This window comes from Mycobacterium arosiense ATCC BAA-1401 = DSM 45069 (assembly GCF_002086125.1).
In the GTDB taxonomy this organism is placed as follows: Bacteria; Actinomycetota; Actinomycetes; order Mycobacteriales; family Mycobacteriaceae; genus Mycobacterium; species Mycobacterium arosiense.
Map to the genome: position 1 here is coordinate 17,443 of NZ_MVHG01000047.1, position 20,382 is coordinate 37,824.

Annotated in this window: 19 protein-coding genes and 1 pseudogene; 11 read left to right on the forward strand and 9 right to left on the reverse strand. The window is 67.6% G+C overall.

What is annotated here, in order from left to right; translation table 11 throughout:
• Positions 1 to 37: 37 nt before the first annotated feature.
• The 3 genes and pseudogenes from BST14_RS17505 to BST14_RS17515 all read left to right on the forward strand — a co-directional run.
• Positions 38 to 721: a GAP family protein gene (locus BST14_RS17505; protein ID WP_083065654.1), complete on the forward strand. Its 684-nt coding sequence runs from the start codon at positions 38 to 40 to the stop codon at positions 719 to 721.
• 52 nt (positions 722 to 773) lie between these two features.
• Positions 774 to 1,541, forward strand: coding sequence for a class I SAM-dependent methyltransferase (locus BST14_RS17510; protein WP_083065655.1), 768 nt, complete (start codon positions 774 to 776; stop codon positions 1,539 to 1,541).
• 107 nt (positions 1,542 to 1,648) lie between these two features.
• Positions 1,649 to 1,846 (forward strand): annotated as a pseudogene (locus BST14_RS17515) (aldehyde dehydrogenase family protein); the annotation flags it as partial.
• 5 nt (positions 1,847 to 1,851) lie between these two features.
• Here BST14_RS17515 and BST14_RS17520 read toward each other — a convergent pair.
• Positions 1,852 to 3,087, reverse strand: coding sequence for an osmoprotectant NAGGN system M42 family peptidase (locus BST14_RS17520; RefSeq protein ID WP_083065656.1), 1,236 nt, complete (start codon positions 3,085 to 3,087; stop codon positions 1,852 to 1,854).
• A gap of 117 nt (positions 3,088 to 3,204) precedes the next feature.
• Positions 3,205 to 4,086 carry an HpcH/HpaI aldolase/citrate lyase family protein gene (locus BST14_RS17525; RefSeq protein ID WP_083065657.1) on the reverse strand — a complete coding sequence of 294 codons (882 nt, stop codon included), beginning with the start codon at positions 4,084 to 4,086 and terminating at the stop codon, positions 3,205 to 3,207.
• 182 nt (positions 4,087 to 4,268) lie between these two features.
• Here BST14_RS17525 and BST14_RS17530 point away from each other — a divergent pair, with 182 nt between their 5' ends.
• Positions 4,269 to 5,192 (forward strand): class I SAM-dependent methyltransferase, encoded by a 924-nt coding sequence (locus BST14_RS17530; protein ID WP_083065658.1) that lies wholly within the window; start codon positions 4,269 to 4,271, stop codon positions 5,190 to 5,192.
• A 33-nt stretch (positions 5,193 to 5,225) separates the two neighbouring features.
• On the opposite strand, the gene zwf is transcribed toward BST14_RS17530, so the two are convergent.
• Entirely contained in the window at positions 5,226 to 6,725 is a 1,500-nt protein-coding gene (gene zwf / locus BST14_RS17535) for a glucose-6-phosphate dehydrogenase (protein ID WP_083065659.1), read from the reverse strand.
• Between the two features lie 133 nt (positions 6,726 to 6,858).
• Between zwf and BST14_RS30405 the strand changes: the two genes are divergently transcribed.
• Positions 6,859 to 7,041 carry a hypothetical protein gene (locus BST14_RS30405; protein WP_211280746.1) on the forward strand — a complete coding sequence of 61 codons (183 nt, stop codon included), beginning with the start codon at positions 6,859 to 6,861 and terminating at the stop codon, positions 7,039 to 7,041.
• A 31-nt stretch (positions 7,042 to 7,072) separates the two neighbouring features.
• Here the strand turns inward: BST14_RS30405 and BST14_RS17540 are convergent, their stop codons facing one another.
• The 3 genes from BST14_RS17540 to hrpA all read right to left on the reverse strand — a co-directional run bounded on the left by BST14_RS17540 (position 7,073) and on the right by hrpA (position 13,675).
• Complete coding sequence (locus BST14_RS17540) at positions 7,073 to 8,050, reverse strand: DUF1444 domain-containing protein (protein ID WP_083065660.1); 978 nt, start codon at positions 8,048 to 8,050, stop codon at positions 7,073 to 7,075.
• An 83-nt stretch (positions 8,051 to 8,133) separates the two neighbouring features.
• On the reverse strand, positions 8,134 to 9,648 hold the full coding sequence (locus BST14_RS17545; protein ID WP_083065661.1) for an FAD-dependent monooxygenase: 1,515 nt from the start codon (positions 9,646 to 9,648) through the stop codon (positions 8,134 to 8,136).
• Positions 9,649 to 9,763: 115 nt separating this feature from the next.
• A complete protein-coding gene (gene hrpA, locus BST14_RS17550) occupies positions 9,764 to 13,675 on the reverse strand; it encodes an ATP-dependent RNA helicase HrpA (protein ID WP_083065662.1) in 3,912 nt (1,303 codons plus the stop codon).
• Positions 13,676 to 13,811: 136 nt separating this feature from the next.
• Here hrpA and BST14_RS17555 point away from each other — a divergent pair, with 136 nt between their 5' ends.
• Both BST14_RS17555 and BST14_RS17560 read left to right on the forward strand, forming a co-directional pair.
• Positions 13,812 to 14,834: a YihY/virulence factor BrkB family protein gene (locus BST14_RS17555; RefSeq protein WP_083065663.1), complete on the forward strand. Its 1,023-nt coding sequence runs from the start codon at positions 13,812 to 13,814 to the stop codon at positions 14,832 to 14,834.
• Between the two features lie 60 nt (positions 14,835 to 14,894).
• Positions 14,895 to 15,668 (forward strand): enoyl-CoA hydratase/isomerase family protein, encoded by a 774-nt coding sequence (locus tag BST14_RS17560; protein WP_083065664.1) that lies wholly within the window; start codon positions 14,895 to 14,897, stop codon positions 15,666 to 15,668.
• A gap of 18 nt (positions 15,669 to 15,686) precedes the next feature.
• Here BST14_RS17560 and BST14_RS17565 read toward each other — a convergent pair whose 3' ends face one another.
• Positions 15,687 to 16,805: a spore photoproduct lyase family protein gene (locus BST14_RS17565; RefSeq protein WP_083065665.1), complete on the reverse strand. Its 1,119-nt coding sequence runs from the start codon at positions 16,803 to 16,805 to the stop codon at positions 15,687 to 15,689.
• 73 nt (positions 16,806 to 16,878) lie between these two features.
• Here BST14_RS17565 and BST14_RS17570 point away from each other — a divergent pair, with 73 nt between their 5' ends.
• Both BST14_RS17570 and BST14_RS17575 read left to right on the forward strand, forming a co-directional pair.
• Entirely contained in the window at positions 16,879 to 17,217 is a 339-nt protein-coding gene (locus BST14_RS17570; protein ID WP_083065666.1) for a DUF3253 domain-containing protein, read from the forward strand.
• Between the two features lie 108 nt (positions 17,218 to 17,325).
• The gene (locus BST14_RS17575; RefSeq protein WP_169926105.1) at positions 17,326 to 17,988 is read left to right on the forward strand and encodes a cutinase family protein; all 663 of its coding nucleotides are present in this window, start codon (positions 17,326 to 17,328) and stop codon (positions 17,986 to 17,988) included.
• A gap of 8 nt (positions 17,989 to 17,996) precedes the next feature.
• Here the strand turns inward: BST14_RS17575 and BST14_RS17580 are convergent, their stop codons facing one another.
• Both BST14_RS17580 and BST14_RS17585 read right to left on the reverse strand, forming a co-directional pair.
• Positions 17,997 to 18,671: an IF2 family translation initiation factor gene (locus BST14_RS17580; RefSeq protein WP_083065668.1), complete on the reverse strand. Its 675-nt coding sequence runs from the start codon at positions 18,669 to 18,671 to the stop codon at positions 17,997 to 17,999.
• 27 nt (positions 18,672 to 18,698) lie between these two features.
• Positions 18,699 to 19,256 (reverse strand): CsbD family protein, encoded by a 558-nt coding sequence (locus BST14_RS17585; RefSeq protein ID WP_083065669.1) that lies wholly within the window; start codon positions 19,254 to 19,256, stop codon positions 18,699 to 18,701.
• A 217-nt stretch (positions 19,257 to 19,473) separates the two neighbouring features.
• On the opposite strand from BST14_RS17585, the gene BST14_RS17590 reads away from it, so the two are divergent.
• Together BST14_RS17590 and BST14_RS17595 are read left to right on the forward strand one after the other, a co-directional pair.
• Positions 19,474 to 20,022 (forward strand): thioredoxin family protein, encoded by a 549-nt coding sequence (locus BST14_RS17590; RefSeq protein ID WP_083065670.1) that lies wholly within the window; start codon positions 19,474 to 19,476, stop codon positions 20,020 to 20,022.
• Between the two features lie 63 nt (positions 20,023 to 20,085).
• The gene (locus BST14_RS17595) at positions 20,086 to 20,313 is read left to right on the forward strand and encodes a DUF3072 domain-containing protein (protein ID WP_083065671.1); all 228 of its coding nucleotides are present in this window, start codon (positions 20,086 to 20,088) and stop codon (positions 20,311 to 20,313) included.
• Positions 20,314 to 20,382 lie beyond the last annotated feature (69 nt).

Sequence of the window (20,382 nt, forward strand, 5' to 3'; positions counted from 1 at the left end):
GGCCGGTGAATCCGCGCACTAGGCCCGGTGCGGACGCGTGGCGGCCCTGGCACTGGCGCTTGCCGGATTGGCGTTTCTCGACTCGCTCAACGTGCTCAACGTCGGAGTGGTTTCGGCCGTCATCTTCGACAGCCGCCTGGGTCGCCGATCGCCGGTCCCCGGCGCCCTGAGCTACGTCGCGGGCGTGTTCGCGGTGACGACCACCTTCGGCGTGTGCACCGTCCTGGGCATCGGCTTCATCACCGAGGTCCTCGACTTTCACCTGACACCGGCCGTTCGTTTCCGGGGCGAACTGTTGCTGGGGATCGCGCTGATCTGTCTGGCTTACTTTCCGTTGACCGCCCAATCGTCGGCACCCGGCTGGGCGCTGGCGGCGATGCGTCAACGGCCCTGGCTGCTGGGCTTTCTGGGGCTGGCGGTGGGCAGCGGCCAAGCGCCGACCGCCGTGCCGTACCTCACCGGCTTGGCGATGCTCGCCGCGCTACACCCACGACCGCCGCTCTGGCCGTTGGTCATACTCGTCTATTGGGGTATCGCCCTCTCGCCGCCGCTGCTGATACTAGCCCTGTCGATGAGAAAAACCATGCGGGCCAAGCGCATTCAGCGCGCGATCGTGCGTGCCCTCACCCGCTACGGTCCGATGTCGGTGCGGCTGTTGTTCCTGGTTTTCGGAACCGGTCTTATCGCCGATGCACTCGTCAATCACGGCGCGCTGTGGTGAGGCCGGACCGCTCCTCATGTCTTGCACAGCGAGCTGGATTACCTTGTCGCGTGTGACTGATCGCCAAGAACGCGCGATGTCTTTCGGTTCGATCGCCGAGGACTACGACGGCCTGCGGCCGCACCCTCCGCAGCAGGCGGTGGACTGGCTGCTGCCATCAGATTGCGAGGTGGCCGTCGATGTCGGTGCTGGCACCGGCCTGTTCACCCGCACGCTCATCGGCCGGGCGGCGCAAGTGGTCGCCGTCGAGCCCGATGCGCGGATGCGAGCGGTGCTGGGCGAGCGGTCTCCCGGGGTTCGCGCCGTGGCGGGCACCGGCGAGGCGATTCCCCTCCCGGACCGCTCCGCCGACGCGGTCTTCGTCTCCTCGGCGTGGCATTGGATGGACCCCGACCGGGCCGTCCCGGAGATCGGTCGCGTGCTGCGCGACGGTGGGCGGTTCGGGCTGATCTGGACCAGTCGAGATCGCGACGTCGACTGGGTCCGCGACCTTGAGGTGCTACCCGAGGACGACACGTCCGAACTGGATGCGCCCGACCGCTTCCGCCGACGCCACGAGAACGTCGTACTGCCCGATCCGCAGATTTTCCACAATGTCGCGCGGCAGACGTTCGGGTTCGTGCGGACGATGACGATCGACGACATCGTCGCGATGCTCGCCACCTACAGCCGGTTGATCATCGCCTCCCCCGGCGACCGCGCGTGGCGACTCGACAACGCCCGAGCCATCTTGACCGAGCGTTTTCCCGGCGCCGACGCAATCGACGTCCCTATGCAGTCGCGGTGCTGGCGCGCCGATCGCATCGCCCGCGACCGGTGAGCGCCGGGGCGCCGGGGCACTCCTTTGCCGAGTGTCGTAGACAGCGTGGGGTTAAGCGCGTAACTTCTGCCGCATTCAGACCGGTGAGGAGGAGAGGCGATGACGGTGCATGGACCAAGGATCTTGGCCGCTCCCACCGGCTGGCCAAGCGTCTGGCGGCCGGAACCGTCGGGCTCAACTGCGCCTTTCCCTACGATCACTCGATGCCCTTCGGCGGCTACAAGCAGTCCGGCTGGGGCCACGAGTCGGGCAAGGCCGGCATCGAGACCTATCTACAGACCAAGATCGTCTGGGCCCAGATGTAGCGGCCTCAGGCCTGCGGCCCCTCCGACGGTGGCCAGACCGCACCGGGCGACGCCTCGCCGGGGCTTTCGTAATCCCCACGGGACAGCGGCACCCACCGCTCGCTCGGTGCGGGCTGCTCCGAGGACGGGAAATCGCGCAGACTGCCGGTCGGCTTGGCGTCCCACTTGGCGAACGTCAGCGGCATCTGCAGCCAGGCGTGCAGCAGGTTGTAGACCGCCTCGAGCGAATCGATGTGGGTGCGCTCCCAGCCATGGCTGCCGTCGAGGCCGAAGCCGACCAGCGCGGCGCGGGTGTTGGCTCCCGCCTCGATAGCCGCCGCGGCATCGGATCGGTAAAAGCGAAAAACGTCGCGGGCGAACGGGATTCCCTGCTCGTGTGCGAGCCGGCAGAGTTTGCGGGTCAGATGGTAGTCGAACGGGCCGTGCAGGTCGGCCATCGGGATCGTCACGCCGTCCTCGAGGGAATGCTGGCCCGGTGCGCACACCGCGTTGTCCACCGAGACCAGCTCGGCGACATCGGCGGGCAGGCCGTGGCTGGCCCCGTGGCCGACCTCCTCGGTGATGGTGACCATGATCGTGGTGCGGTGTGGCAGCACCACGTTGTTCTCGGAGAAATTCTTGGCCAGCGCGAGCGCGATGGCGACGCCCGCCTTCCCGTCCAGGTGGCGCGAGACGATGAAACCGTCCGCGGTGAGTTCGGGGCTGGTGATCAATGCCACGAAATCACCGACTTGCAGGCCGAGGCGAACCAGGTCGTCGCGCGTGGACACCTTGCGGTCGATGCGGACCTCGACGTGATCCCAGTCGGTGGGTTGCGTGTCGATCTCGTCGCCGAACGCGTGCCCGCTGGCCTTCAGCGGCATGACCGTGCCGGTGATGAACTCGTCGGGGTCGTCGATGAAGATGCGCACCCGGGCGCCCGCGGCGAACCGCGCCGAAAAGGTGCCGACCGGAACCAGTTGGAGGCGGCCGTTGTCCTTCAGGTCGCGGACCATGCAGCCGATGGTGTCGGAGTGAACCACCAGGGCGCGGTCGATGGTCGCGGACTCCCCCGGCAGTTCGGCGGTCAGCGCTCCGCGCCGGGTCAGCGTGAACGGCACCCCGAAGTGGTCGAAGATGTCGCCGATCACCTGCATCACCGCATCCGTGCGTCCCGACGGGCTCGGGGTCTGCAGCAGCGCCAGCAGGGTGTCGATCATCCAGGTGCGGTCGGCCTCGGCCATGGCCGCGATCTGGCCCACGTTGTCTCCTCTCGAGTCGCCTCGAACGCGTTCAACCTACCGTGCGAGCGGCACCAAACGCCCGTTGCGGGCTGCCGCCGCACGACGGCTGCGACCGCCCGATATGTCCGACTGCCCCTACGAAGCGGATTCCATCTCGGAGATCAGATCCGAGAGGGTCAGGATGCGCTGGGCGTCACGCACGTGCAGGCTCTCGATCATGCGGCCGTCGACGGTGATGACGCTGGTGCCGGCCGCCTGCGCCTGCTCGTAGGCCGAGACGATCTTGCGGGCGTCCTCCACCTCTTTGTGCGACGGACCGAACAGCTCGTTGGCGGGGGCGATCTGCGACGGGTGGATCAGGGTCTTGCCGTCGAAGCCCATCTCGCGGCCTTGCTGCGCCTCGGCCCGGAACGCGCCCTCGTCGGTGATGTCGTTGAACACGCCGTCCAAGATGACCTTCCCGGCCGCCCGCGCTCCCAGCAAGGCCAGGCCGAGGGCGGGTACGGCGGGCGCGCGCCCGGGGACGTGCAGGCCGTGCAGCTCGTTGACCAGGTCGTTGGTGCCCACCACCAAGCCGGCCAGACGATCGCTGGCCGAGGCGACCTCCTCGGCCCGCAGAAAGGCCCGGGGCGTTTCGATCATCACCCACAGCTGCAACGAGGCCGGTGCTCCCAATGCGTCCAGCGCGTCGGCCAGCGCTTGAACCTGTTGACCCGTCTCGACCTTCGGCACCAACACGCCGTCGGCGGTCGATCCGGCCACGGCCGAAAAGTCATCGCCGTGCCAGGGCGTGTCCAAGCCGTTGATGCGCACCACGACCTCGCGCGGCCGGTAGCTCTCCGACGAGATAGCGTCGCACACCGCCGTCCTGGAATCGGCCTTCGCGCCGGGGCCCACGGCATCCTCGAGGTCGAAGATCAGCACATCTGCCGGCAGCGTCTTACCCTTCTCCAGCGCGCGTGGTTTATTGCCGGGCAGGTACAGGGCGGATCGGCGCGGGCGCAGGGTCGGTGCCATGAAAGCGATTCACTTCCTGTGGTCGAGGAGCGCGACGGGAGTCACGAGCCGCGCCGGCGGGTGCGGGGTGCGCGCGGCCTAGGCAGAAAGTACCCTTCGGTACCGGTGATGCAGTCGCCGGTGGTGGGCGGCCCGGCAAGCGAATGGCCGACGCGGCGAGTGGATCCCGGAAGGGGAAGCGAATGTCATCACTGGGCTCGGCGCGCAGCGAGGGCGACAGCTGGGACTTGGCATCCAGCGTCGGGGCGACCGCGACAATGGTGGCGGCGTCTCGAGCGCTGGCGTCCCGCGAGCCGGACCCATTGCTGGACGACCGATTCGCCGAGCCGTTGGTGCGCGCGGTCGGTCACCCGTTCTTCACCCGCATGCTGGACAACGAAATTCCGCTCGAGACCGACGACATGCCGATGACGCTGCAACAGCGACGCGAGCAGATGACGGTGCGAACCAGGTTTTTCGATGACTTCTTCGGCGCCGCCACCGCCGCCGGAATACGGCAGGCCGTCATCTTGGCCGCCGGGCTCGATGCGCGCGCCTATCGGTTGGCGTGGCCCCCGGGCACCGTGGTATACGAGGTCGACCAGCCTGAGGTCATCGCCTTCAAGACGGACACGCTGGCCCGGATCGGTGCCGAACCGAAAGCCGAGCGCCGGACCGTCGCAATCGATCTTCGCGAAGATTGGCCAACGGTACTGCGCGACAGTGGCTTTGACGCCGACTCACCCACCGCCTGGATCGCCGAGGGCCTGCTGCCCTACCTACCGCCCGACGCCCAGGACCGGCTGCTGGACAACGTCACCGCGCTCAGCGCGTCGGGCAGCCGGCTGGCCACGGAGAACATCACCGACATGAGGGTGTTCACCGACGAACGCGCTCGGGCGATGCGCAACACCTGGCGTCAGCACGGACTCGACATCGACGTCGCCGAACTCGTCTGGCTCGGCGAGCGTCGCCCGGCCGCCGAGCACCTGGCCGACACCGGTTGGAACGTCACCCGCCACCCCACCGAACAGGTCTATGCCCGATACGGATTCGTGTTGCCCGACAACGAAATCCTCAAGGAATTCCGTCGAGCGATCAGTTACCTCAGTGCCGAATTAAGCTGAGCGCCAGCGTTGTCGACGGGGGGGCCGCTGCCGTTAGGCCTTGGCCTCGCGCCACCCCCGCTCAAACGGCAGCCGCCAGGCGTGGGGCGCGATCAGCTGGTGAATGGCGTTGGGCCCCCATGTGCCGGGCTGATACAGCTTGGCGGGGGGTGGATCGGTGAGCAGATCTTCCGAACGCTCCCACAACGACTCGATGCCCTCCGCGGTGTTGAACAGCGTGTGGTCGCCCCGCATCGCATCGAGGATCAGCCGTTCGTATGCCTCGAGCACGTCGACTACGGTGTCGATCTCCTGCGAGGAAAACTGCATGGACAGCTTGTCCAGCTTCATGCCCGGGCCGGGCCGCTTGCCGTAGAACGACAACGAAACCTTCGAGTTGTCGGCAAGATCAAATGTGAGGTGATCGGGGCCCTGCGTGCCCACCCCGGACCCGGGCGGAAACATGGTCCGCGGCGCCTCTCTGAACGCGATCGAGATGACGCGGATGCCCTCGGCCATCTTCTTGCCGGTGCGCAGGTAGATGGGCACCCCGGCCCATCGCCAGTTGTCGATGCCGACCTTGAGGGCGATGAAGGTCTCGGTGTCGGAATCCTTTGCCACCCCGTCCTCGTCGCGATATCCGTTGTACTGCCCCCGAACCACATTGGACGGCTTGACCGGCAGCATCGACCGAAAGACCTTATTCTTTTCTTCGCTGATTGCAAACGGTTCGAGCGCGGTCGGCGGCTCCATCACCACGAACGCCATCACCTGGAACAGATGGGTCACCACCATGTCCTTGTAGGCCCCGGTCTCTTCGTAGAAGTTCGCCCGCTGATCCAGGCCCAGGGCCTCGGGAATGTCGATTTGAATATGGCTGATGAAGTTGCGGTTCCAGATCGGCTCGAAGAGGCCGTTGGCGAAGCGGAACGCCAGGATGTTCTGCGCGGCTTCCTTGCCCAGGAAGTGGTCGATGCGGAAAATTTGGGATTCCTCGAAGGTTTCGTGCACGAAGTCATTCAGCGCCACCGCGCTGGCCAGATCGGTGCCGAACGGTTTCTCCATCACCACCCGCGAACGTTCGACCAGCTTGGCGTCGCGCAGCATGGTGATCACGGCGCGCGCCGCCTTGGGTGGAACCGACAGATAGTGCAGGCGGCGAACGTTGGGCCCCAGGTTCTCCTCGGCCCGGGCCACCGCCTCGGCCAGCGCCTCGGGCCCGGCCCCCTGCGGGACGTAGCTGACGATCCTGGCGAAATTGGCCCACTGTTCGTCCGTCAGCTTGTGCGTGCCGAAGGAATCGATCGCCTCCTTGGCGAGCTCGCGAAATTCCTCCTGACTCAGGTCCTCTAACGACGTGGCGACGATTTCGATATCGGGCGCCAATTCCGATTGATCCAGGTAGGCCAGACCGGGGATCAGCTTTCGTTTCGCCAGATCGCCCGTCGCACCGAAAAGGACGATGACGTGCGGGTCGAGCGGGTCGATGTGGTGGCGACGCGGGCGGGCGTCGGCAGCTGGGTAAGCGATGGTCTGAGGTTTCTCGGTAGCCACTCTTGCGATACTTCCACCGCCGCGACCCTGTGTCTCGTCGGTCTCGCGGCTGCCGATTCTGGTTAACGAACGCTCGATCGGGTATGAAATAGCGGCGGGTTCCCGGCGCCGGGGCCCGTCCCCACCCACGCTATTGGAAAGCGATATGACCAAACCCGACAAAGACCCGCTGAGCCGCGCGCAGGAGCTGGAAAACATCGTCGATCAGCTCGAAGAGAAGGTTACCGAGGAAAGCGAAGCCGAAGGCGTTCCCGGCAACCGCAGCGACCGGGAACAAGCGGCTGTCCGGGGTGCCACCAGCGAGCCGCCGGACTGATCGGCCGCCGGCCCGGCTCAGGCCAGTACCCTTATTCGCTCGGGAGATCGACGGCGTGCGCCATCAGGGTCGTCAGCTGCGCGGGCGTGGGCCATTCGTTGGCCCGGTAGCGGACCGGATTGATTCCTGCGACGGGCAGGATGCCCACCACGTCGACGACGGTCGCGAACGGCACGGTGAACTTGTCGGACACGTTCGACGGATCGCCGACCAGAAAAGTCACGTAATCGGTTTGCGGTAATTCCCAGGGGATGCCCTGGCCCCATGCCGCGGTGGTGCGCCGGCCCCAGGCCGTCTCGATCATCTGTGCGTCGCCGACGTACTGCGGGAACAATTCGCGCTCATAGTGCTCCCGCAAGAATTCGGTTTGTTGGCGGTATTCCGTTGTGGCCAGCAGGGTTCGGGCCCGCAGCGCCAGCTCGCGCAGTGGGTGCGGGCCGGCCTGGTCGAACGGCGCGATGATGGTGCTTTCGATCGTGTAACCCTGCGGCGAGATGGGTTGCTCGGCATCGAGGTACAACTGCTCGGCGACCTCGAAGAGGTCCGCGGCGTTGTCGGGCGCGTCGGTGCCCAGCAGTAATACGCCGTCGCCCGGAAAAAACACCAGCGGGCGGGGGCCGGCGGCCACCGCCAGCGAACCCAACCAGCCGGTGGCCAGGATCATCGAATCGATATAGGTGCCGCCGTCGGCGTCCTTCAGCATTAACTTCTCGCCCGGCGCGAAGGTCTGCTGGCGCGCCGACAGGTTCTGCCTGGCCACCGCGAAGGCCTGATCGCCGGTGATGCCCCAGGCACCCGTTTCCGCCGGTGTCACCATGGTCCGCACGGTAGGCAGGTCGACCACAACCATCTCATTGATGAAGGGAAACACCGGGCGCACCCACGGCTGGGCACCGGCGTTGACCAACTGATTGACGTAGCTCTGCGGGCGCAGCACCGGCCTGAGCAAGGGTTGAGCCTCGGCCCAATCCTCTGGCGCCGTCGGCGGTTGCTGGGTTGCCATGTCCACGGTGAGTGCTTCCTGCTCTTGAACAGCGAACACGCACGTTACACCCTGCGCGGGCCCGCACAAGTCACCCTTTTGCGCTGGCCTCACGTCGCACCGGGCGGCCCGACCCAGCTGTCGAGGGCCCGGTGTAGCGCCGCGTCGGCCCGCGCGCCGACCCAGGCAACGTGTCCGTCCGGCCGGATCAGCACCGCGGGCGGTGCGCTCACCGCCCCAAGCACCGGGAGTTCCCATGGGCCAACATGTTTCGCGTCGACCAGGCGCACCCGGTCCGCCCAGGACGCGACGTCGATGCGGCCGGCCTCCCCGAAATTGAGCAGCACCGGGCGGGCGTCTCGCAGGAGGTCGAACACGCGGGGCGAACCGTCGGCGGTGAGCAGATCCAGGTCGGGCATGCGCCGCCCCAGGAGCGGGTGCCCCTCCCCCAGGTCGTACCGGATGTCCAGGCCCGACATCATCGCCGCGAAGCGGGCGCGGGGTTCGTCCATGTCGAGAAGCTCGGTCACGGTGTCGCGCAGCGACTTGGTGCGTTCGTCGGGGCGAAGGAGCGCCATCTGGGCCAACGCGTTGCGCAGCACACGCCGGGCGACCGGATGCCGTTCGGCGTGATACGTGTCCAGCAGGCTGTCGGGCGATGTCTTGTTGACCACCTGGCCCAGCTTCCAGCCCAGGTTCACCGCGTCCTGCACGCCGGTGTTCAGCCCCTGCCCGCCCACCGGGTGATGGATATGTGCGGCGTCGCCGGCGAGCAGAACCCGGCCGCGCCGATAGGTCGCGGCCTGTCGCGCCGCGTCGGTGAACCGGGAAATCCAAGTGGCATTGTGGATTCCGTAGTCGGTCCCGTATACGGCGATGAGTGCTTCACTCAACTCGCGCAGCGTGGGTTCGCCGGGCGGTCCGAGGCGCCGCTCGGTGACCATGATCCGAACCGGTCCCCCCTCCTCGGCAACCGATAGGGCATGGACACCGAGCGCGTCGTGGCGGATGCCCCACTGCGGCAATTGCCCGACCCCCAAATCCATTTCGGCCTCGGCGAGCAAATAGCTCGTTGTCGCCTCCCAGCCCGGGAAATCGATGCCGGCCGCTTTGCGGACGACACTGCGTCCGCCGTCGCACCCCACGACATACTGCGCCCGCAGCACCCGGCCATCGGACAGTCCGACGTCGACGCCATCGTCGTCCTGCGCGACGGTCGCCACCTCTTCCCCGCGATAGGTCGGCACACCCAGCTCGTCGACCCAGTCCGCCAAGATGAGTTCGATCTCGTTCTGCCACAGCGCGAGTCCGTAGGGATGCCGGGTGGGAAAGTCACTGATGTCCAGCCGGATCTGGGAGAAGCCGGCGACCTGCGCCACTTGGCCCCGGGAGAGAAAGCGATCGGCGATGCCACGCTGATCGAGAACCTCGATGGTGCGGGCGTGCAGGCCGCCGGCCCGCGTCTCGACCAGGTCCTGGTTGGTGCGCCGCTCCACGATGGCGGCGTCGATCCCCGCCAAGCCCAGTTCGCCCGCCAGCATCAGCCCCGTCGGGCCGCCCCCGGCAATGAGCACCGCGTCCTCGATGTCGCCGCGCAAGTACTCCGCTGACGCCGAAACACCCACCTCGCCACCCCGATTCGTTTGAATTCTGGTTGAGCACAGCGATTTTGCATCAGCACCCGGGTCTTGCGGCAAGCCCCCGTGTGCGCTATAGGTTGAAAGTGGCGGGGAACATCAATCACCAGCGGTCGCGCAGGGCGTCGATCGCGCGGTAGATCCGCTGCTCGCTGACCGGGCGGGGCGTGCCGAGTTGCTGGGCCCACAGGCTCACCCTGAACTCCTCGATCTGCCGGGCGACTTCCCGGACGTCGGCGGCCGCCTTGGCTTCCTGCGGCAGCTCACGCAACAGCTCGGCGTAGGCGTCCTGCACGGCCTGCACGCGTTGCATGCGCTCCCGATCGGCCTGCACCGCGCGGGGCAGGCCCTCGATGCGGCGGCGGATCGCGAGCAAGTAGCGGGTGAGATCGGCGAGGTGCGCGGCCCCGGTCGTGGTGACGAAGCCGGCCGGCAACAACCGATCCAGCTGCGCGCGGATGTCGGCGATCGCATCGGCATGCGCGGGCGGCGAATCCGCGGCCACCAGGAGTTGCACCTCGCGAGCGGCGGCCAGCACCTTCTCGACCCGGCCCACAATGTCGGCGGTGGTGGGCGACAGGGACTTTGCCGCCCGCTGTTGCAGCGCAACGAACTCCGCGCCCGTCCACACCGGTGCGGGCACGAGCACGGCTACGGCGGCGTCGGCGCAGTCGTCCAGCAGCGCGGGCAGGTCGCCATCCGGGTTGGTGCCGAGAACCAGCCGGGTGCGCGAATCAAGTTGACGCACAATGGCTTTGGTCGGCGATGCGACACTGAGGCGCACCAACCGCCGGATGCCGGGTGGCATCGCCTGTTCCTGCTCGGACGCCGTGGCGAACACCCGCAGATCCACGCCGCCGCCCGCGTCGACGAATGCGGGAAAGCCCCGCACGGTGCGCCCGCCGACCGTGCGTTCCATGACCCGCGGCAGCGCATCGAGGTCATGGGGCCAGCCGCGCAACCCGGTTCGCTCCAGATCACCCGCGACCGCCTGGGCGACGGCTTGCTGGGCCGGCGTCGTGAGCCGTTCTTGCAATGCCCGAAGATCCTTGCCGCGCGCCATTTCGGCGCCGTCACCGGACTCGACCGCGAACGTCACCCGCAGATGCGACGGCAACTTGTCCAGGTCGAAGGCTTCGACGGGCACCAACACCCCGGTGCGACGGCGGAACTCGCGCTGCAGCGCCGGCAGCAGCGGCTCACCGCCCGGGTCGATCGTCGCCAGCACCGCGCGGGCCGTGTCGGGGGCGGGAACGAAGTTGCGACGCAGGTCTTTCGGCAGCGAACGGATGAGCGCGGTCACCAGCTCCTCGCGCAGCGCCGGCACCTGCCAGGCGAACTCGTCACCGCCCAAGCGCGCCAGCACGTCGATCGGGACGTGCACGGTGACCCCGTCGTCAGCGGCGCCGGGCTCGAAGCGGTAGGTCAAGGGCAGCGCTACACCGCCCGTCCGCCACGTCTTCGGCCGGTCCGCGTCGTCCGTCTCGCTCGTGCGCAGCAGGTCGACCCTGGCGAAGGTGAGCAGGTCCGGCGTCTTGTGGCGCTGCTTCTTCCACCAGGCGTCGAAGTGCCGCGCCGAGACGATATCGGCGGGGACGAGTGCATCGTAGAGCGCGTAGACCTCGTCGTCGCCTACCAACAGGTCGCGTCGCCGGGCGCGCTCCTGAAGCTCTTCGAGCTCCGCGCGCAGCCTCGCGTTGTCGCGGAAGAAGTGGTGACGGGTCTGCCAGTCGCCTTCGACCAGCGCATGGCGGATGAACAGCTCACGCGCCACCAGCGGCTCGATGCGTGCGTACCCGACACGGCGGCGCGCGACGAGCGGCAGCCCGTACAGCGTCACCCGCTCGTAGGCCATCACCTCGCCGCGCTTGGCGTCCCAATGCGGTTCGCTGTAGGTGCGCTGCGTCAGGTCGCCGGCGACCCGCTCCACGACCTCGGGCGAGATACGGGCGGCGGTGCGCCCATATAGCCTGCTGGTCTCGACCAGCTCCGCCACGACGACCCAGCGTGGGGGTCGCTTGGTGAGGGCCGAACCGGGCGCCAACACGAATCGCGAGTTACGCGCTCCCAGGTACTCGCGGGTGTCTTCGCGGCGCATCCCCACATGCGAGAGCAGCCCGGCGAGCAGCGCCGCGTGCACCCGGGCCGGATCGGCCCGTTCATCGGACGCGGTGTCCTCCACGATTCCCAGGTCCCGGGCGATGCTGCGCAACTGCCCGACCAGGTCCTGCCACTCCCGGATGCGCAGGTAGTGCAGAAACTCCGAACGACACATCCGCCGAAACGCATTTCTCGATAACGACTTTCGCTGCTCACGCAGGTAATGCCACAGGTTGAGATAGGAGATGAAATCGGAGTGCTCGTCGGCGAAGCGGGCATGCTTTTGACGGGCCGCCTCCTCCCGGTCGCTCGGCCGCTCCCGCGGATCGGGAATGGTCAACGCAGCGGCTAACACCAGCATTTCGCGCACGCATCCCTCGGTCTGTGCCTGCAGGATCATCCGGCCCATCCGCGGGTCGACGGGCAACCGGGCGAGGCGGCGGCCGAGGCCGGTGATCGCGCCGCGCTGGTCGAACGCGCCCAGTTCGGCCAGCAGCTGCACCCCGTCGCGCACGCTGCGGCGGTCCGGCGGATCGAGGAAGGGAAACTTCTCGATGTCGCCGAGCTGCAGCGCCGCCATCTGCAACAGCACGGCGGCCAGGTTCGTCCGCAGTATCTCGGGGTCGGTGTAGCGCGGCCGGGTCGCGAAGTCCTGCTCGGAGTACAGCCGGATGCACACGCCGGGCGCCACCCGCCCGCACCGGCCGGCCCGCTGCGCGGCCGACGCTTGCGAGATGGGCTCGATCGGCAGCCGCTGCACCTTCAGACGCCGGCTGTAACGCGAGATGCGGGCGTTGCCCGGGTCGATCACGTAGCGGATCCCCGGCACGGTCAACGACGTCTCGGCGACGTTGGTCGCCAGCACGACGCGGCGCCCGGTATGGGGCGCGAACACCTTCTGCTGTTCGGCGGTGGGCAGCCGGGCGTACAACGGAAGTACCTCGGTGTGTTTGAGTACGCCGCCCAAAGCCTCCGCGGTGTCCCGGATTTCGCGTTCCCCCGACAGGAAGACGAGGATGTCCCCCGGCGGCTCGGCCTCGAGTTCGGCGACGGCGTCGACGATCGCCTCGACCTCGTCGCGGGTCTCGGTGCGCACGATCTCCTGGTCGGGGTCGTCGGGATCGTCGCCGGATGCGGAGGGCACCGCGACCTCGAGCGGCCGGTAGCGCACCTCGACCGGGTACGTCCGTCCCGACACTTCGATGATCGGTGCGTTCTCGAAGTGGGCGGCGAAGCGCTGCGGCTCGATGGTCGCCGAGGTGACGATCACCTTCAGGTCGGGCCGGCGCGGCAGCAGCTCCCGTAGGTAACCGAGCAGGAAATCGATGTTGAGGCTGCGCTCGTGGGCCTCGTCGAGGATCAGGGTGTCGTAGCGCAGCAGGCGGCGGTCGCGCTGAACCTCGGCGAGCAGGATTCCGTCGGTCATCAGCTTGATCAGCGTGCGGTCGCTGACTCGGTCGGTGAACCGCACCGTATAGCCGACGATGTCGCCGAGCGGGCTGCCCAATTCGTCGGCGATGCGCTGCGCGACGGTGCGGGCGGCCAGCCGGCGGGGCTGGGTGTGCCCGAGAGTTCCGCGGACACCGCGGCCGGCCTCGAGGCAGATCTTGGGCAGCTGGGTGGTCTTCCCGGACCCGGTCTCCCCGGCGATCACCACCACTTGATTCGCGCGGATCGCGTCGGCGATTTCGTGCCGCCGCTGGCTGACCGGCAGGTCCGGGTAGGCGATCGAGGGCACCGCCGCGTGACGGGCCGCGAGGGCCGCTTGCGCGGCTGCGATCTGGTCGGCCAGCTGGCGCAGCTTCTCGGGCGGGGCACCGCGCAATTTCTTGAGACGCCGACCGAAGCGGGCCGCGTCGTGCAGGGTCACACCGTCGAGCTGTGTGCGCAATTGCGCTGCAGACGGTTCGGCCACCCCGCACAGAGTAGGCACCCGAACGGACGTAACTGGAAGGCAGCCAGGCGACCGGCGGGTTGACGGCAGCCGGATCCGGGTATCACCTGGCGAATGCATCGACTTCGATGCCGGCTTGCGGGGGAAGTGATCGGCGATGGTCGGTTGGCTGGACAGGCTGCAGCGACGGAATCGAGTCGTCGGCGTGATCGTCGGTGTCGTCTACAAGTACAACGACGATCAGGGCGGTTACCTCGCCGCCCTGATCACCTATTACGGGCTGGTGTCGCTGTTTCCGCTGCTGCTGCTGCTGACCACCGGCCTCGGGGTGGTGCTGGCCGGTAGGCCCAATCTGCAGGCGCAGGTGCTGCACAGCACCTTGAGCCAGTTCCCGGTGCTCGGCGACCAGCTGCACCACCCGCAGGGACTCAGCGGCGGAGCGGTGGGCGTGGCCGTCGGGCTGCTCGGCGCGCTCTACGGCGGCCTGGGGGTGGGGCAGGCGCTGCAGAACGCGATGGACACGGTATGGGCGGTGCCGAAGCACAAACGCCCCAACCCAATTCGGTCCCGGCTCCGCAGCCTGCTGTTGCTGTTGGTGCTGGGCTCGGCCGCCATCGCGGCCACGGTACTGGCCGCGGCGGGCCACGCCACCGGCGCGCTGGGCGTCTTCAGCAAGATCGGCCTTGCACTGGCCGCGGTGGCGATCAACGCAATGATCTGCTTGGTGGCCTTTCGCGTGACGACCGCGCGCGCGCTGACATATCGGCAGGTGTTGCCCGGAGCGGTTGCCGCGGCGTTCATTTGGCAGATGCTGCAGTGGTTCGGCGCCGGTTACGTCGCGCACACCGTGAAGAGGGCCAGCGCCACAAATAGCGTGTTCGCACTGGTGTTGGGGGCGCTGGCGTTTCTGTTCCTGGCGTCGGTGGCGCTGGTGATGTGCGCCGAGGTCAACGTCGTCCTCGTCGAGCGGCTCTACCCGCGCGCCTTGCTCGGCGCGTTCACCGACAACGCGGATCTGACGATGGCGGATCGGCGGACCTACACCAAGAAGGTTAAAGCCGAGCGGGTGAAAGCCTTCGAGCGGGTGCATGTGCATTTCGACGACACCAAGCGGTTGCCCGCGAAAACCGTTGGGCGCCTTGGTGTATTCCATAATTTGCGTCGCCCCCGCACGCCATGACACGCCGATTGTTTCCCGATTTGCGGCGGGGTCGTTGGTTCGGCGCAATAGTCTGCAGTGATGAGCCTGGTCACCTATGAGCTGCACGACCACGTCGCCACCATCACCCTGAACCGCCCCGAGGCGCGCAACGCCATCAACGGCGCGCTCCGCCAGGACCTCAACGCGGCCTGGGATCGCTTCCGCGACGATCTCGACGCCTGGGTCGGAATCTTGACGGCCAACGGCGATGTCTTCTGCGCCGGCGGCGACCTGAAGGACGGGGAAGGTTCGGTCGGAACCTTCGGTGGCACCTTCTGGGAAAAGCCGACCATCAACTCGTTCGAATCCGGGATGGAATTGTTCAAGCCGACCATCGCCGCCGTGCACGGTCCGTGCATCGGCTACGGGGTGACCGGTGTGTTGTTCTGCGACTTCGTCATCGCCAGTACCGAGGCCACCTTCTGCTATCCCGAGGTGGCGATCGGCGTGCCGACCATCGTCGGGGCCATCCGCCTCCCCCAGCGTGTGGGCTGGGCCAACGCCATGGAGTTGCTGCTGACCGGAAAACCGATGAGCGCCGCGCGGGCCAAGGAGATCGGTCTGGTGTGGAAGCTGGTCGAGCCCGATCGGCTGCAGGCCGAAGCCCAGGCCTGGGCCCGCACGCTCACCGAGGCCGCGCCGCTGGCCCAGCGGGCGACCAAGGAGGTGGCGTGGCGGACCGCGGACATGGGCTGGATCGAATCGGTGCGCTTCGGCGAGACGATGCGCAAGGTGGCCGGTGCGACCGACGACGTCGCCGAGGGGCTGCGGGCCTGGGCCGAGAAGCGCAAGCCGCAGTGGCGTGGCCGCTGAAGCGGGTGCGGGCCGGCGTCAGAACGCGTAGCGCAGCCGGCAGGTCGGCAGCGTGACCGCGAGCAGGTCGGTGAGGTCCTGCACCCAGCGCCCCTTCCAGGGGCTCTTGTAGCGAACGTTCCACTGCCCGCTCTGGCTGCGCTTGAGCTGCTGCAAGTCCGGCCGCCACAGCAGCTCCTCGCCCTTGGGATGCCAGCCGAGGTTCACTTCGTGCAGCCCCTGGTTATGTGTCAGGAAGATGACTTCGGCCGCGAGCTGGCGCTTGGTGCGCTCGCTGGTGTTGTCGGCGACCTGTTGCAGCAGCTCGGCCCAGTCGTCCAGCCAGCCGTCGTAGACGATGACCGGGCTGAGATTCAGGTGCACCTCGTAGCCCGCCTCGACGAAGTCGTCAATGGCCGCGATGCGGTCGGCGATCTTCGAGGTGCGGATGTCGACCAGGCGCGATGCTTCGGCAGGCATCAGGCTGAACCGGACGCGCGTGCCGCCCTTGGGGTCATAGGTCAGCAGGTCGCGGTTGACGAGCTTGGTCGCGAAGCTGGCCTTGGCGTTGGGAATGCGGGCGAACAACGCGATGTGGTCGGCCACGTTGTCGGACACCATCGCATCGACCGCGCAATCGCTGTTCTCCCCGATGTCGTAGACCCACTCGACGGGATCGCATTGATTCGGCTCGGGCTTGACGCCCTGACGGGCGGCGTGGCGTTCGAGGTAACCGGTGATCTTCTCGATGTTCGCGAACACGGTGATCGGGTTGGCGTAGCCCTTGCGACGCGGGACGTAGCAGTAGGAGCACGCCATCGCGCAACCGTTGGCCGTCGAGGGCGCGATCCAATCGCTGGACCGCTCGTTGCGTCGCGCCGACAAACTCTTTTTCTCACCCAGGACGAGCACTTCGCGTTTGATACGGATCCAGTCCTCGACGTTGCCCTCGTTGCCATACAGGCCCGGTATCGCCTGGTGGGAGGCAACCTGGATGCGCTCGGCGTCAGGGAATCGGTCCAGCACCTGACGCGCGCGGGTGAATCGGTCGATGTCGGGCTCGTGGTAGATCCGCTTGATGTCGAGCAGCCGGTCCGCGAGGTCGGTCGGCGCTCGGCGCGCAGTCGTGTCTGTCGTGAGCGAGGGCTGCATAGTCATCCAACGCCTGCGCTCCCGACGCGGTTCCATCGGGCGCTGGCGAACGGGCGCCGCCGTGGCCTTCACTGGTGGGATGGGACAGCGATTGCGTGACGAACTGGTTCGCGTGCTCAGCGGTGGCGGCCGCGCGGCCGACCACGCCGAGATCGCCCTCGGCGACGGGCCGATCGGGCAGCGGCTGGAGGCGTCCATCCGCGCTCTGGCCGAGCATCGCGGGCCGCGCAGCAGCATCTGCCCGTCGGACGCCGCCCGTGCGGTGGGCGGCGACGACTGGCGCGGGCTGATGGACGACGCCCGCCTGGCCGCCCGGCGCCTCGCCCGATCGGGTGACGTGGAGATCACCCAGCGCGGCTACGCCGTCGACCCCGACGGTGACTGGTCTGGACCCGTCCGCATCCGGACTACCGGGTAGTGGCCATTGATGTTGGGCCGCAACGTCATTCGCCTTTTCACCCGCGCCGCACCGACCCAGCGCCAGCCGCCGGGACCGCCGGAACCGACGATATGACAGGATTTCGGCATGAGTGCACGCGGACTTGCTCGCTTGGTTGGTATCCCGGTCCTGATGGTGTGGGCGTTGCTGAGTGCACCCATCGGCGGCCCCGCCGCCGCCGCCGATCCGTGCTCGGACGTCTCGGCGGTCTTCGCCCGGGGCACCCATCAGGAGCCCGGTCTCGGCAACATCGGACAGGCCTTCGTCGACTCCCTCACCTCGCAGCTCGGGGGCAAATCGGTCGATGTCTACGCGGTGAACTACCCGGCCAACGACGACTATCACAACAGCGCCAACGCGGGGGCCAACGACGCAAGCACGCACGTCCAGGACGTCATCGCCAGCTGCCCGAATTCACGCATCGTGCTCGGCGGTTATTCGCAGGGCTCGACGGTGATCGACCTGGCCACCAATGAGCTGCCCCCCTCCGCCGCAAACCACGTCGCCGCTGTCGCCCTCTTCGGTGAGCCCACCAGCCAGTTTTCCAGCATGCTGTGGGGCGGTCAGCCGCTACCGACGATCAATCCGGCCTATGGCGCCAAGGTCACCAGCTTGTGCGCGCCCGATGATCCGATCTGCTCCGGCGGCGGCAACATCATCGCCCATGTCTCCTACATCGACGCCGGCATGACGGCCCAGGCCGCCACGTTCGCGGCCGACAAGATCAACCAAAGTTCGCCGCGTACCTGAGAGGCGCCTCAGTCGGTCGCCCGTTCCTCTTGGCGTTGCCGCTTCTCGGCCGCCGCCAGCTCGGCCACACGATCCGCCTCGGCGCGCTTGGCGGCCGCGTCGCCGAGCTTGTCCTCGGCTTGATCGACCTTGGCGGCGGAGGCCTTGGCCGCGGCCTTCTCGGCGGCCTGGGTCCGGTTTTCCACCTGGCGCTTGGCTGAGTCGACCCCCTGCTTGCGCTGGGCGGCCGCCTCGTCGGCGCGCTGCTTGGCCGCGGCGCTCTGCTGCTGCGCCGCCTGGGCTGCCTCACGTTTGCGGTGTTCGGCGTTGATCCGCGCCTCTTTGACTTCCTGTTTGGTGGCCTCCTGGGCTTCCTCACGCTCGCGGATCGCCTCGTCGCGGACCCCCCTCAGCTTCGCGTCAGCCTTTTCCTTCCGGGCCGCAGCCCTGGCGTCCAATTGAGCCGCACGGCCCAGCGCGTCGCTGCGATCGACCAGGGCGGCCCCCCGTTTCACGATCGTCGGATCACCGAGCGCGTTGCCCACGGTGGTGTCGAGCATGCCCAGCGAGCGCTCATAGAGCAGTCGCGCGGGAGCTTCCGTCGGGATGCGGTTGACCACCCGATCCTCGATCATCTGCAGCGGGAAACGGGCGAGCTGATAGTGGAACCGCAGCATCGCCAACGGGATTTCGGAAATTTTCATCAACTTCTCCTGGGTGGGGCCCCGCCGTCAGGGCAGGTCGGCTTCGTCGGTCACGTTCTGGGCTTGGCGTCGCAGTCGGTCTGCTTCCGACTCGTCGTTGCGGGCCACCTGGACCGAGGTCTGGTGTTCGGCGACGGCGTCGATGACGTCTTCGGACGCGTCGCGGATTTCCGCGCGCTCGTCGGCCTTGGTTTGCTGGATCTCGCGCTGCGCGTCCGTCTCGGCCTGGGTTTTCGCGGACGTCGCCTGCTGAAGCGCCGCACGGTCGGCAGCGCGCTTCTGCGCGGCCTGCTGGGCCTCGATCGAGTTCTCGGCGGCCTCGGCCTGGGCGTTCGCCGCCAGGCGTTGCTGGGCACCTTCGACCCTGGCTTCGGCCGCGTCCTCCTGCGCCTGCTTGACCTGGGCTTCGGCCACGGCCTCCGCTGCGTTGGCTTCCTTGCGCTCATGCGCCTGGGTCTGCTCGAGTTGCCCCTCGGCGGTCAGCGATTCGTTGCCCGTAACAGCGCCGACGATCTCTTTGGCTTTGCCTTTGACCGAGTCGATCAGGCCCCTGCGTGCTTCGTCGGCCTTGTTGTGCTCACTCATCGAAATACTCCTTGAGGGTTGGCCAGGAACGTTTGTTCGTGCCAAGGTGTGTGGTTCCACAGAATGGGCCCCTCAAACATCGGCGTGTCGTGGGTCACGCCTCGCCAACCGGCACCATCGCGACGTCGGTGGTGAATTGTCAAGCGCCATTGCATGTTTCGCTCGTGCCGCCCGTTGTCGCGGGAAAAAGGAGCGAAATGGCGATACCCTGGCCCGCATGGCCATCGAGTCCACCATGCTCGCCCTGGGTACTGTCGCGCCGGACTTCACGCTGCCCGAGCCGGCCACCGGCCGCACGCTGCGTCGCGACGACCTCTCGGGGCCGGCCCTGGTCGTCACGTTCATCTGCAACCACTGCCCGTACGTGAAGCACGTCGCCGACGGGCTTGCCCTGCTGGGGCGTGACCTCGCCGAGCGCGGCGTTGCGATGGTGGGCATTTCGAGCAATGACGTGGCCACCTACCCGCAGGATGGCCCCGATCAGATGGTCGCGGAGGCCCGCGACCATGGCTGGACCTTTCCCTACCTGTATGACGAAACCCAAGACGTCGCCCGTGCCTTCTCGGCCGCGTGCACGCCCGATACGTTCGTTTTCGACGGCGACCGTCGACTGGTCTACCGCGGCCAGCTCGACGACTCGCGACCCGGCAACGGCCGGCCGGTCACCGCCGCCGACGTGCGCGCCGCGGTCGACGCGGTGTTGGCGGGGCGACCGGTGAACCCCGATCAGCGTCCGTCGATCGGTTGCGGGATCAAATGGCGCTGAGGCGCGGATAACAGCGGCGATATCGCGTAGCTGGGCTGCCACCACCTCGAGAGGGAGCGCGTTATGCGAGGAGCCGTCATCTACGGCGCCGGTGACGTCCGATTCGAAGACTTGCCGGAACCCGAGATCGTCGCCCCCACCGACGCGGTCATCCGGACCACCGCGACCTGCCTGTGCGGTTCGGACCTCTGGGACTACCGCGGCATCAACCCCGTCGCCGAGCCCATGACCGGTCCGCAGCGCAGCTACTCGAACACGCTGGCGCAGGAAGCGGGCGAACAGGCGCGTTGACTCGCCTTTTATGCGCGCGAAGTGGCTCTTCGTTGCCTCATTCAAAATGCGCGTGTGCGGCGTGCCTGC